Raw genomic sequence first — 12,332 nt, 5'->3', positions numbered from 1 at the left:
GCTACGTTTGCACCGTGGACAAGAAGAACGCTCTGCGCGCCGGCGCCCTGGCCTCCGGCACGACGCTGATGATGCTGCTCATGTCGTCCCCCGCGCTCGCGAACATGCGTGACGACGGCGACGACCCGGGCCCCGGCCTGAGTGTCATCGACACGCTCGGCCTCTATGTCGCCGCGCCCATCGTGCTGTTCCTGGTGATCGCGGGCCTCGTGATGGTCGGCGACAAGTCCCGCAAGCAGCAGAAGCAGGGCTGAGCCACCGACCGTAGCCTCGTCCGAGGGCTCGGTCCACCGACGTACGCGCAAGTCGCTCACGGCGGTGGGTCGAGCCCTCGGCGTGCGTTCAGGAGCCCTCAGGGCCGGTCGGCCGTCAGGTAGCGCTGGAGCGTCGGTGCCAGCCAGTCCGTGATCTCCTCCCGCGTCAGCGCGGCCGACGGCGGGAACCGCAGGACGTAGCGCGTCAATGCGAGGCCCAGCACCTGCGCGGCGCAGAGCGCGGCCCGCGACGGCGCCTGCGCCGGATCCGGGCAGATCGCGCGCGCCACCGGCAGCAGCTGCTCGGCGAAGATCTCCCGCATGCGCTCGGCGCCCGCCTGGTTCGTGATGCCCACGCGGAGCAGCGCGGTGAGCTCGTCCGCGTCCTCCCACACGTCCAGGAAGTGGGTCACGAGGAGCCGCCCCACGTCCTCGCGCGGCACGCGCGTGAAGTCCGGCATCCGCAGATCGACCGAGGTGGCGGCTGCGAAAAGGCCCTCCTTGCTGCCGTAGTAGCGCATCACCATCGACGGGTCGATCCGCGCGTCCCGGGCGATGGCGCGGATCGTGGCGCGCTCGTACCCGTCGGCGGCGAACCGTTCGCGGGCCGCCGCGAGGATGCCGGCGCGGGTGGCGTCGGAGCGGCGGGGCGGCGCGCCGGACGCCGGTGAGGCAGGGGGGACATGGGCTCTTTCCGTCATGCCAACAAACGTAGGCCAACACCTGTTGACAGTCCAGAGGGGCGGTCCTACCGTGACCAACAAGCGTTGACCAACAAGCGTTGACCAATGCGCGCTGGCATCAGGAGGCGGCCATGAACGGTTCTTCGAACGATGGCGACACCGGCGGCGTCGTGGTCGTGGGGGCGGGGCCCACCGGGCTGCTGCTCGCCGGGGACCTCGCGGCGGCGGGCGTCCCCGTCACTCTCGTCGAGAAGCGGGCGCCCGGCATCAGCAACCTCTCCCGCGCGATGGTCGTGCACGCCCGCACCCTGGAGCAGCTCGACGCCCGGGGCCTCGCCGACGAACTGGAGGCGAAGGGGGAGCCGCTCGCCGGGCTGCGCCTCTTCGAGCGCCTGACGCTCGACCTCGCGCCGCTGCCCTCCCGCTTCCCGCACCTCCTGGTCCTGCCGCAGTACGAGGTCGAACGGGTCCTGGAGCGGCGCGCGGCCAACGCCGGGGTGCGGTTCGCGTACGAGACGGAGGTCGTCGGCCTGACCCAGGACGCCGACGGGGTGACGCTCGAAGCCCGGGGCGCGGGAGGAGAGCCGGACACGCTGCGCGCGGCCTACGCGGTCGGCGCCGACGGCCTGCGCAGCGCGGTGCGCGAGGCGGTCGGGCTGCCCTTCCCCGGCAGGTCCGTCATCCGCTCGCTCGTCCTCGCCGACGTCAAGCTCGCCGAGCGGCCGCCGACGCTGGTCACCGTGAACGCCGTCGGCGACGCCTTCGCCTTCATCGCGCCCTTCGCCGACGGCTACCACCGCGTCATCGGCTGGAACCGCGCCCGCGACGTCGCCGACAGCGAGCCGCTCGGCCTCGACGAGGTCAAGGAGATCGTCCGGGCGGCGCTCGGCCGGGACTTCGGGATGCACGACGCCCGCTGGATGTCCCGCTTCCACAGCGACGAGCGGCAGGTGCCCGCGTACCGCGTGGGCCGCATCTTCCTCGCCGGGGACGCCGCGCACGTCCACTCCCCGGCCGGCGGGCAGGGCATGAACACGGGCCTCCAGGACGCCGCCAACCTGAGCTGGAAACTGGCCGCCGCCGTCAACGGCCGTGCGCCGAACGGCCTGTTGGACGGCCTGTTGGACACGTATCACGCCGAGCGGCACCCGGTCGGCAAGGCGGTCCTGCGCACCAGCGGCGCACTCGTCCGGCTCGCGATGGCGAAGCGGCGGGGGACACGCGCCGCCCGGGCCGTACTCGCCGCCGTCGCCACCCATGTGCGCCCGGTGCGGACGAAGGTGCTTGGCCGGATCACGGGCATCGGCTTCACCTGTCCGGCCCCGAGGGGCGCCCACCGCCTCGTCGGGCGGCGGGTCCCTGACGTCGCGCTCGAAGAGGGGCGGCTCTACGAAGTCCTGCGCGCGGGCGAGTTCGTCCTCATCGCACCGCGGGGCGCGGAGTGCGGGCGCGAGGCGGGGCGTGCGGTGGTGGCGCACTGGGCGAGCGCGCGACGTACGTGGATCCTGGTGCGGCCGGACGGGTACGTGGCGTGGGCGGCGGAGGGGGCGGACGCGGGGGCTGTGGCGGGGGCGTTGAAGGCGTGGGGCGTCAACTGCGTCAACTGAGCTGTCGGCATCGCGCGCCGCGACGTATCGTTCACTTTGGCTACAAATAAACAGCGGAAACTTTCGATGGACCTGATGGGTCGCGGGGTGTCACGGTGGTCGCACACCACACCGAGACACCCCGCCCGCCGTGGCGGGGAGAGAGACAAGGGATACCCCGTGGCAGTCCTCGACCGGACCCCCGCTTCCGCCGCCACCGCCGCGCGCCCCACGGCGGGCGCCGCTCGCCCCATCGGCGTCGGCCTCGCCCTCGCGGCCCTCGCCACGGTCGTCTGGTCGGGCAGCTTCGTCACCTCCCGCGCCCTGCACGACAGCGTCCCGCCCGTCCAGCACGCGTTCTGGCGCTGGATCATCGCCATCGTGGCGGTGGCGCCGTTCGCGGCGCGGGAGACCTGGCGGCAGCGGAAGCTGCTGCGCGCGCACCTGCGCTTCCTGCTGCTCGCCGCCCTGCTGGGCGTCACCGTCTACAACACCCTCGTGAACCAGGCCGGCCTGACGACCACCGCCGGCAACATGGGCATGATCATGGCCGCGTCGCCCGTCCTGATGGCCGTCCACGAACGCCTCGGCGGCGCCCGGCTCGGCGCCCGCCGCGTCACGGGCATGCTCGTCGCCTGCGCGGGCGTCCTGCTGCTGGTCGGCAAGGGCTCCCTCGCCATGGACTTCGCGGTCGGCGACCTGTGGGTCATCGCCGCCGCGCTCTCCTTCGGTACGTACAGCGCGCTCCTCAAGCGCAAGCCCGCGGAGATCGGCGGACTGCCGTTCCTGTTCTCGACGTTCGTGCTCGGCGCGCTGATGCTGCTGCCGGTCTTCGTGGCCAGCTACGTCATGCAGGGCGGCTTCGAACCGACGGTCGGCACCGTCTCCCCGCTCCTGTACGTGGGCGTGGTGTCCTCGGCGGTCGCCTTCTTCGCCTGGAACAAGGCCATCTCGATCATCGGCGCCGCGCGCGCCGGAACCGTCTACTACCTCCAGCCGGTCTGCGTGGCCCTGCTCTCCTTCGCGCTCCTCGGCGAGGCGATGGGGCGGCTCCAGGTGCTGTGCATGGGGCTGATCCTCGGCGGGGTCGTGCTCGGCGCGGCCCGCGCGAAGTAGAAGCAGGGGAGCGGGCGGGGATGCGGCCGGTGGGGCCGGGTCTGTTGGCCACTCGGTACGTTGACCCCATGAGCGAGTGGGACATCAAGAAGCTCCAGATCCTGCGTACGTTGAGTGAACGGGGCACCGTCACGGCGACGGCGCAGGTGCTGCGCATGACGCCGTCGGCGGTGTCGCAGCAGCTGTCCAACCTCGCCAAACAGCTCGGCGTGCCGCTCCTGGAGGCCCATGGCCGCCGGGTGCGGCTGACCGACGCGGCCCACCTCGTGCTGCGGCACGCGGAAGCGGTCTTCGCCCAACTGGAACGGGCGGACGCGGAGTTGGCCGCGTATGCGCTGGGCGAGGCGGGGGAGGTGCGGGTCGGGGCGTTCTCGACCGCCGTGCCCGCGCTCGTCGTGCCGGCGGTGCGGGCGCTACGGGAGGCTGCGCCGGGCATCTCCGTACGGGTACGGGAGACCGAGGCGGCGGAGGCGTACGAGTTGCTCGCGGCCGGGGAGGTGGACGTCGCGCTGTCCCTCGCGGTGCAGGCGCCGGCCTCGCCCGACGCGGACACGCGTTTCACCCGGGAGTCGCTCGTCGCCGACCCCCTGGACGTGGCGCTCCCCGGTGACCATCCGCTGGCGGCGGCCGAAGGGCTGCGGCTGGCCGATCTGGCGGGGGAGCCGTGGATCTTCGGGGGGAGCGGGCCCTGGTCGGAGATCACGCGGGCGGCGTGTGAAGGGGCCGGGTTCACGCCGGAGCAGGCGCATTCCGCTTCCGGGTGGACGGCGATCCTCGCGATGGTGGAGGCGGGGATGGGGGTGGCGTTGGTGCCGCGGATGGCGGCGGTGCGGCGGGACGGGGTGGTGATGCGGGGCCTCGCGGAGGACCGGCCGCGGCGGCATGTGATCGCGGCGGTGCGGAGGGGCGCGGCGGACGGGGCGGCGGTCTCCCGGGTGCTGGTGGCGTTGCGGGGGGTTGTGGCGGGGCGGGGGTAGGGGGGTGGGCGCGGTGTTTCTTCGGGTGCGGGCCGTGTCCGGTCTGGCCCGCGCTTCGCGCGGATGCCTCCCGCCCGCCCGTTACCGGTGGTGTAGGGGGCGCCGTGTTTTCGGGTGCGGGTCGTGGTCGGTCTGTGCCGCGCCCGCACGGGTCGTGCCCCGCGGCCGGAAGCCGCGAGGCACGGGCATGGTCCGGAACCGATGCGGGGTGAGCGGGTGGGTGGACAAGCCCGCCGCGGAGCAGCGGAACACCCCACGGCGGCCCCCGCCCGCCCCCGCCCGGCCAGAGGGCTACGCGTCGGCGATCCGCGCCCGCAGCGCCCGCTCCACCCCCGACCGCGACTCCATGATCAGGCGCCGCAGGGCCGCGGACGGGTTCGTCGAGGCGAGCCACGCGTCCGTGGCGTCCAGCGTGGCCTGGGAGACCTGGAGCGCCGGGTAGAGACCGATCGCGATCTGCTGGGCCATCTCGTGGGACCGGGCGTCCCACGCGTCCTTGACCACCGAGAAGAACTTCTCCGTGTAGGGCGCGAGCAGCTCCCGCTGGTCCGTCTGGACGAAGCCGCCGATCACCGCTTCCTGCACGGCGTTGGGCAGCGTGTCGGACTCGACGACCGAGGCCCAGGCCGCCGCCTTCGCCTCCGCGGTGGGCCGCGCGGCCCGCGCGGACGCCGCGTGGCGTTCGCCCGCCGCCGTCTTGTCCCGCTCCAGCTCCGCCGCGATCCCCGCCTCGTCGAGCCGGCCCGTCGCCGCGAGCCGGCCCACGAACGCCCAGCGCAGCTCCGTGTCGACGGCCAGGCCCTCGATCGTCTCCGAGCCGTCGAGCAGCCGCTCAAGGAGGGACAGTTCCGCGTCGGTGCGGGCCGTCGCCGCGAAGGCGCGGGCCCACGCCAGCTGGTGGTCGCTGCCCGGCTCCGCCGCCCGCAGGTGGGACAGCGTCGCCTCCGTCCAGCGTGTCAGCGCCTCCTCGCGGCGGGCGGGCGCCGCGTACAGGTCGAGGGCCAGCTTCACCTGGCGGTGCAACGACTGCACGACGCCGATGTCGGACTCCTTGCCGATGCCGGAGAGGACCAGGGAGAGGTAGTCCCGCGTCGGGAGCTCCGCGTCGCGTGTCATGTCCCACGCCGAGGCCCAGCACAGCGCCCGCGGCAGCGACGCCTCGAAGTCGCCGATGTGGTCCGTGACGAACGCCAGGGACTCGGTGTCCAGGCGGACCTTCGCGTAGGAGAGGTCGTCGTCGTTGAGCAGGATCACCGCCGGGCGGGCCTTGCCGACCAGCGCGTCGACCGCCGTCAGCTCGCCGTCGACGTCCAGCTCCACGCGGTCCGTGCGGATCAGCTTGCCGGACGCCCCGTCCAGGTCGTAGAGGCCGATCGCGATGCGGTGCGGGCGGAGCGTGGGCTCACCCTTCGCGCCCGCGGGCAGCGCCGGGGCCTCCTGCTTGACCGCGAAGGACGTGATGACGCCGCGCGTGTCGACGTCCACGACCGGGCGCAGGACGTTGATGCCCGCCGTCTGAAGCCACTTCGTCGACCACGTCTTCAGGTCGCGCCCGCTGGTCTCCTCCAGCGCGCCCAGCAGGTCGGACAGGCGTGTGTTGCCGAACGCGTGCTGCTTGAAGTACGCCTGCACGCCACGGAAGAACTCGTCCATGCCGACGTAGGCGACGAGCTGCTTGAGGACGCTCGCGCCCTTGGCGTACGTGATGCCGTCGAAGTTGACGAGGACGTCGTCCAGGTCGCGGATGTCCGCCATGATCGGGTGCGTGGACGGCAGCTGGTCCTGGCGGTACGCCCACGTCTTCATGGAGTTGGCGAACGTCGTCCAGGAGTGCGGCCAGCGCGAGCCCTCCGCGTACGCCTGGCAGGCGATGGAGGTGTACGTCGCGAACGACTCGTTCAGCCAGAGGTCGTTCCACCACTCCATCGTCACGAGGTCGCCGAACCACATGTGGGCCAGCTCGTGGAGGATGGTCTCCGCGCGCGTCTCGTACGCCGCGTCCGTCACCTTCGAACGGAACACGTACTGGTCGCGGATGGTCACCGCGCCCGCGTTCTCCATCGCGCCCGCGTTGAACTCCGGCACGAAGAGCTGGTCGTACTTGGCGAACGGGTAGGCGTAGTCGAACTTCTCCTGGAACCAGTCGAAGCCCTGCCGCGTCACCTCGAAGATCGCGTCCGCGTCGAGGTACTCGGCGAGCGAGGGCCGGCAGTAGATGCCGAGCGGCACCGACTGCCCGTCCGGCCCCTCGTACGAGGAGTGCACCGCGTGGTACGGGCCGACGATCAGGGCCGTGATGTACGTCGAGATGCGCGGCGTCGGCTCGAAGACCCAGACGTCGCCGTCGGAACCCTTGGGCTCGGGCGTCGGCGAGTTGGAGATCACCGTCCAGCCGCTCGGCGCCTTCACGGTGAACTGGAAGGTCGCCTTCAGGTCCGGCTGCTCGAAGCTCGCGAAGACCCGGCGCGCGTCCGGCACCTCGAACTGCGTGTACAGATAGGCCTGTTGGTCGACCGGGTCGACGAAGCGGTGCAGGCCCTCACCGGTGTTGGTGTAGTCGCAGTCGGCGACGACCCGCAGTTCGTTGGGGCCCGCCGCCAGGTGCCGCAGCTTGATGCGCGAGTCACGGAACACCGCGGCCACGTCCAGCGCGTGCCCGTTCAGGACGACCTCGTGGACCGCGGGGGCCACCAGGTCGATGAAGGTCTCCGCGCCAGCCTCGGCGGAGTCGAAGCGCACCGTGGTCACGGACCGGTAGGTGCCGCCCTCCTGCGCTCCGGAGAGATCGAGGTCGATCTCGTACGAGTCAACGGTCAGTAGCTTCGCTCGCTGCTGCGCCTCTTCGCGGGTCAGATTGGTGCCGGGCACGCGGTCATCTCCTCGGGTACGACGAGTGTCTGTCGGACGAGTGGTGCTGTCATTCGGGGGGTGCGACTTGTGGTGTTTCCGGCCATCCTTCCATGCGGGTTCGCACGTCCGCCCGGGCCATTGTTCTCCCGCTGCCGTGCCGCTACGCTCCGCGCGACCGACCCGGCCCGGGCAGGCCGCCGACCACGGCCTGACGACCACCCGCCGGGACCACGGTGACCACGGGGACCACGGGGATCACAGGGGGATACGGGGATGCTGGGGATCGAGGGGCCGGGCGGCGCCGGCCCGGCCGCACGGCAGTCATGATCGACGTACTCGTGGCGGGCGCCGGCGTCGGCGGGCTCACCGCCGCGCTCAGCCTGCACGCGGCGGGCATCGGCGTACACGTGGTGGAGGCCAGCGACGAGCTGCGCCCGATCGGCGTGGGGATCAACCTCCTGCCGCACGCCGTACGGGAGTTGACCGAACTCGGGCTCGGCGGCGAGCTGGCCGCGACCGCGGTGGCGCCGGACGCCATGGTCCACTTCGACCGGCACGGCAACCGCATCTGGGGCGAACCCCGCGGCCTCGCCGCCGGCTACCACTGGCCGCAGTACTCCCTGCACCGCGGCGCCCTCCACCTCCTGCTGCTCGCCGCGGTGCGCGAGCGGCTCGGCGACCGTGTGGTGCACACCGGCACCGCCTTCGTCCGCCTCGCCGAGCGCGAGGGGTCCGCCCTGCGGGTGATCCTGCGGGACATGGCGCGTGGCCGTGAGCACGCGGTGCGGGCGCGCGCCCTCGTCGGCGCGGACGGCCTGCACTCGGCGGTACGGGCCATGCTCCACCCCGGCGAGGGGCCGCCGCTGTGGAACGGCATCCGGATGTGGCGCGGCGTCGCCGAGTGGCATCCGGTGCTCGGCGGGCGCACGGTCGCCGTGGCGGGCGGCAACGCCACCGCCAAGCTCGTCGTCTACCCGATCTCCCGGGCCGCCGAGGAGCGGGGCAGGGCACTGCTCAACTGGGTGGCGGAGGTGCGCTTCCCGCGCGCGCACCGGCACGCCATGGCGGGCCCCGCCGACTGGAACCGCTCCGGGCGGCTCTCGGACGTCCTGCCGTACTACGCGGGGTGGCGCATCGGCGACCTCGACGTCCCCGCGCTGCTCGCCTCGACCCGGCACATCCTGGAGTACCCCATGGTCGACCGGGACCCGCTGCCCCGCTGGGGCCGGGGACCCGTCACGCTGCTCGGCGACGCCGCGCACCCCATGTACCCGGTGGGGTCCAACGGCGGTTCGCAGGCCGTCCTGGACGCCCGCGTCCTCGCCCGCTGCCTCGCCTACACCTCCCCGGACCGCGAGGCGGGCCTGCGGGCCTACGAGGAGGTGCGCAGGGAGGCGGCCAACGCCCTCGTCGTCGCCCACCGCGACATGCCGGCCGACCGTGTCCTCCAGACGGTCGCGGAGCGGGCCCCGGACGGCTTCGCGCACGTGGAGGACGTCCTGGCGCCGGAGGAACTGGCCGCCCTGGGCGAGGCGTACCGCAGGACCAGCGGCGTGGACGCGGCGGAGCTGAACAGCCGGGGGTCGTGGGGCGTCGGCTGAGGGACCGCCGTCGCGCGCCGGGGAGCGTCGGCTGAGGGGCCGCCACCCGCGCCGGGGAGCGTCGGCTGAGGGGCCGCCACCCGCGCCGGGGGAGCGCCACGTCCGAAAACCGCCAGCTTCGCCCTCCCCCGCGCGTGAGGCTCGACCCATGAACGACATCGCGCACCCCACCACCGCTTACGCCCCCCGCCCCATCGCCCCCGACGCCCTCGCCCGGCTCCGCGACATCGACGACGCGGGGCGGCCCTGTGTCCCGTACGTCGACCACCAGGGAGGCGACCCGCTGCGCTGCTGTCTGCGGCCGATCGCCCCCGGTGAGCGCGTCGCCCTGGTCTCGTACGCGCCCCTGCGCCGCTGGGCCGCCGATACCGGTGCGGCGCCCGGTGCCTACGACGAGCAGGGCCCCGTCTTCATCCACGCCGACGCGTGCGAGGGACCGGCGGCCGACCGTGCGGGTTACCCCTTCTCCCGGGCGGGCGCGCTGCGGACCATACGCCGCTACAACGCCGAGGGACGCATCGTCGGCGGGCGGCTGCTGGAGATCCCCGCGGACGAGACGCGCGCCTTCGACGACGCCTTCGACGAGGCCTTCGCCGACCCGGAGGTCGCCCTCGTGCACGTGCGCGCCGTGGAGTACGGCTGCTTCCACTTCGAGGTGCGCAGGCCCGCCTGACGCCTCCCCCACGCGCCGCCCCTGCCCGGGCACGAGGTCTCCGGCGTTGTTCCGCGCGTGGCCGGGCCCGAGGGTGGACGGCATGTCACAGAGCGCGCAACTCCCCACATCCCCGGCCCCTTCGGGTCGAGTACACCCAGGTCCCGCCGTCACCGTCGTCGCCGTCGCCACCGCCACCTTCTCCGTCGTCACCACGGAGATGCTCCCCGTCGGCCTCCTCACCTCCATCGGCTCGGGTCTGCGCGTCTCGGACGGCACCGCGGGCCTCGCCGTCACCCTGCCGGGTCTCGTCGCGGCGCTCGCCGCCCTGCTGCTGCCCGTCACCGTGCGCCGCGCGGACCGGCGTACGGTCCTGTGCGCGCTGATGGCGCTGCTCGCCGCCGCCAACCTGGCCTCCGCGCTCGCCCCCGCCTTCGGCGTCCTGCTCGTCGCCCGCGTCCTGGTGGGCGTCTGCATCGGCGGGGTGTGGGCCATCGCCGCCGGTCTCGGGGTGCGGCTGGTCCGCGAGGAAGCGGCCGCGGGGCGGGCCACCGCCGTCATCTTCAGCGGGATCGCGGTGGCGTCCGTCCTCGGCGTCCCCGCGGGCACGCTCCTCGGCGAACTGGCGGGCCGGCGCTGGGTGTTCGCGGCCCTCGCCACGCTCTCCCTGGCGGTCGCCGCGCTGCTCGCCACGGTCCTGCCGGCGCTGCCCGCCGGTGAGGCCGTGCGGATCGGCGCCTTCGCGCGGCTGCTGCGCATCGGACGGCTGCGGGCCGGGCTGCTCGCCGTCACGCTCCTGGTCACCGGCCACTTCGCCGCGTACACCTACGTACGACCCGTCCTGGAGCGGGTGCCCGGCATCGGCGCGGGGCTGGTCAGCGGGCTGCTGCTCGCCTACGGAACCGCCGGCGTCGCGGGCAACTTCGCGGGCGGCGCCGTCGCGGCCCGCGACCCGCGCCGGGCGCTGCTCGCCCTCTGCGCGGGGCTCGGCGCGGTGGTGCTCCTGCTGGTGCCCGCCGGTGGCTCGCTCGTCGCGTCGGCGGCGCTGCTGGTGGCGTGGGGCCTGGCGTACGGCGGGGTGTCGGTCTCCGCGCAGAACTGGGTGATGGCCGCCGCGCCGCACGACCGCGAGGCCGCGTCGGCGCTCTTCGCCGCGGTCTTCAACGTGGCGATCGCGCTCGGCGCCTTCGCGGGCGGCCGGGTCGCGGACAGCCGCGGCGCCGACGACGTGCTGTGGCTGGGCGGCGGCCTCGCCGTGCTCGCGCTGATCGCCGTGGTGTGCGCGAAGCCGGTGGCCTTGGCGTATGCGAAAGGGGCGGCCACCGGTGAAAGGCGACCGCCCCCGTTGGGACGTACAAGGGGCGGCCACCGGTGAAAGGTGACCGCCCCCGTCGGGACGTACGCGGCTGAGGTCAGCCCTTGAGCTCGGCCGCGACCAGCTCCGCGATCTGCACGGCGTTCAGCGCCGCGCCCTTGCGGAGGTTGTCGTCGGAGATGAAGAACGCCAGGCCGTTCTCGACCGTCTCGTCCTTGCGGATGCGGCCTACGAAGGAGTCGTCCTTGCCCGCGGCGGCCAGCGGCGTGGGCACGTCCGTGACGACGACGCCCTCGGCCTTCGAGAGCAGCTCGGTGGCGCGCTCGGGGCTCAGCGGACGCGCGAAGCGGGCGTTGACCTGGAGAGAGTGGCCGGTGAAGACGGGCACGCGCACGCAGGTGCCGGAGACCTTCAGCTCCGGGACCTCCAGGATCTTGCGCGATTCGTTGCGCAGCTTCTGCTCCTCGTCGGTCTCGTTCAGACCGTCGTCGACGATGGAGCCCGCCATCGGCAGGACGTTGTACGCGATGGGCGCGACGTACTTGTCCGGCTCGGGGAAGTCGACCGCCGAGCCGTCGTGGGTGAGCTTCGGGGCGTCCTCGCCGACCTTCTTGACCTGCTCGAACAGCTCGTCCACCCCGGCGAGACCGGAACCGGACACCGCCTGGTAGGTGGCGACGACCAGCGCTTCGAGGCCCGCCTCGGCGTGCAGCGGCTTGAGGATGGGCATCGCGGCCATCGTCGTGCAGTTCGGGTTGGCGATGATGCCCTTGGGGCGGTTCGCGACCGCGTGCGGGTTCACCTCGGAGACGACGAGGGGGACCTCGGGGTCCATGCGCCAGGCCGAGGAGTTGTCGATCACGACGGCGCCCTGCGAGGCGACCTTCTCGGCGAGGGCCTTGGAGGTGGCGCCACCGGCCGAGAAGAGCACGATGTCCAGGCCGCTGTAGTCGGCGGTGGAGGCGTCCTCGACGGTCACGCCGTCCACGACCGTGCCGGCGCTGCGGGCCGAGGCGAACAGGCGCAGCTCGTCGACCGGGAACTTCCGCTCGACGAGGATCTTGCGCATGACCTTGCCGACCTGACCGGTGGCTCCGACGATTCCGACCTTCACAGGGACTTCCTCCGTATGTGCGTGCGGCCTCGTGACCTCGGCCGGTCTGTGGGGGGTGGCTCCATCATGCGTCTCTCCAGGCCCGGGTTGTCCAATCCATTGTCCGAGGTGCGGGACGCCACACTCGCCGTGAACGTTCCGGGCCGTCCCGGCGTCGTAGGGGAAAGGCGGGGGCGCCTTGGAG

10 protein-coding genes are annotated in these 12,332 nt (G+C 73.2%); 7 read left to right on the top strand and 3 right to left on the bottom strand.

Going from position 1 to position 12,332, the window contains the following annotated elements; all coding sequences use genetic code 11:
• Nucleotides 1-14: 14 nt before the first annotated feature.
• Nucleotides 15-254, top strand: coding sequence for a hypothetical protein (locus ACOBQB_RS22565; protein ID WP_423593953.1), 240 nt, complete (start codon nt 15-17; stop codon nt 252-254).
• A 98-nt stretch (nt 255-352) separates the two neighbouring features.
• Here the strand turns inward: ACOBQB_RS22565 and ACOBQB_RS22560 are convergent, their stop codons facing one another.
• Nucleotides 353-955 (bottom strand): TetR family transcriptional regulator, encoded by a 603-nt coding sequence (locus tag ACOBQB_RS22560; protein WP_423593952.1) that lies wholly within the window; start codon nt 953-955, stop codon nt 353-355.
• A gap of 113 nt (nt 956-1,068) precedes the next feature.
• Between ACOBQB_RS22560 and ACOBQB_RS22555 the strand changes: the two genes are divergently transcribed.
• The 3 genes from ACOBQB_RS22555 to ACOBQB_RS22545 all read left to right on the top strand — a co-directional run bounded on the left by ACOBQB_RS22555 (nt 1,069) and on the right by ACOBQB_RS22545 (nt 4,616).
• A complete protein-coding gene (locus ACOBQB_RS22555; RefSeq protein ID WP_423593951.1) occupies nt 1,069-2,544 on the top strand; it encodes an FAD-dependent monooxygenase in 1,476 nt (491 codons plus the stop codon).
• A 159-nt stretch (nt 2,545-2,703) separates the two neighbouring features.
• Nucleotides 2,704-3,639, top strand: coding sequence for a DMT family transporter (locus ACOBQB_RS22550; protein ID WP_423593950.1), 936 nt, complete (start codon nt 2,704-2,706; stop codon nt 3,637-3,639).
• A 68-nt stretch (nt 3,640-3,707) separates the two neighbouring features.
• Nucleotides 3,708-4,616, top strand: coding sequence for a LysR family transcriptional regulator (locus ACOBQB_RS22545; protein ID WP_423593949.1), 909 nt, complete (start codon nt 3,708-3,710; stop codon nt 4,614-4,616).
• Between the two features lie 291 nt (nt 4,617-4,907).
• Here the strand turns inward: ACOBQB_RS22545 and pepN are convergent, their stop codons facing one another.
• The gene (gene pepN / locus ACOBQB_RS22540; protein WP_423593948.1) at nt 4,908-7,484 is read right to left on the bottom strand and encodes an aminopeptidase N; all 2,577 of its coding nucleotides are present in this window, start codon (nt 7,482-7,484) and stop codon (nt 4,908-4,910) included.
• Nucleotides 7,485-7,789: 305 nt separating this feature from the next.
• On the opposite strand from pepN, the gene ACOBQB_RS22535 reads away from it, so the two are divergent.
• The 3 genes from ACOBQB_RS22535 (at nt 7,790) to ACOBQB_RS22525 (ending at nt 11,094) form a co-directional block, all read left to right on the top strand.
• Nucleotides 7,790-9,067 (top strand): flavin-dependent oxidoreductase, encoded by a 1,278-nt coding sequence (locus ACOBQB_RS22535; protein WP_423593947.1) that lies wholly within the window; start codon nt 7,790-7,792, stop codon nt 9,065-9,067.
• A 148-nt stretch (nt 9,068-9,215) separates the two neighbouring features.
• Nucleotides 9,216-9,740, top strand: coding sequence for a DUF1203 domain-containing protein (locus tag ACOBQB_RS22530; protein WP_423593946.1), 525 nt, complete (start codon nt 9,216-9,218; stop codon nt 9,738-9,740).
• An 82-nt stretch (nt 9,741-9,822) separates the two neighbouring features.
• On the top strand, nt 9,823-11,094 hold the full coding sequence (locus ACOBQB_RS22525) for an MFS transporter (protein ID WP_423593945.1): 1,272 nt from the start codon (nt 9,823-9,825) through the stop codon (nt 11,092-11,094).
• Nucleotides 11,095-11,131: 37 nt separating this feature from the next.
• Here the strand turns inward: ACOBQB_RS22525 and ACOBQB_RS22520 are convergent, their stop codons facing one another.
• Nucleotides 11,132-12,148, bottom strand: coding sequence for an aspartate-semialdehyde dehydrogenase (locus ACOBQB_RS22520; RefSeq protein WP_423593944.1), 1,017 nt, complete (start codon nt 12,146-12,148; stop codon nt 11,132-11,134).
• Between the last annotated feature and the right edge of the window lie 184 nt (nt 12,149-12,332).

Source organism: Streptomyces sp. G5(2025) (assembly GCF_049542075.1).
GTDB lineage: Bacteria > Actinomycetota > Actinomycetes > Streptomycetales > Streptomycetaceae > Streptomyces.
The sequence above is the reverse complement of the archived record's forward strand: the minus strand, read 5'-3'. Positions and strand labels throughout refer to the sequence as shown.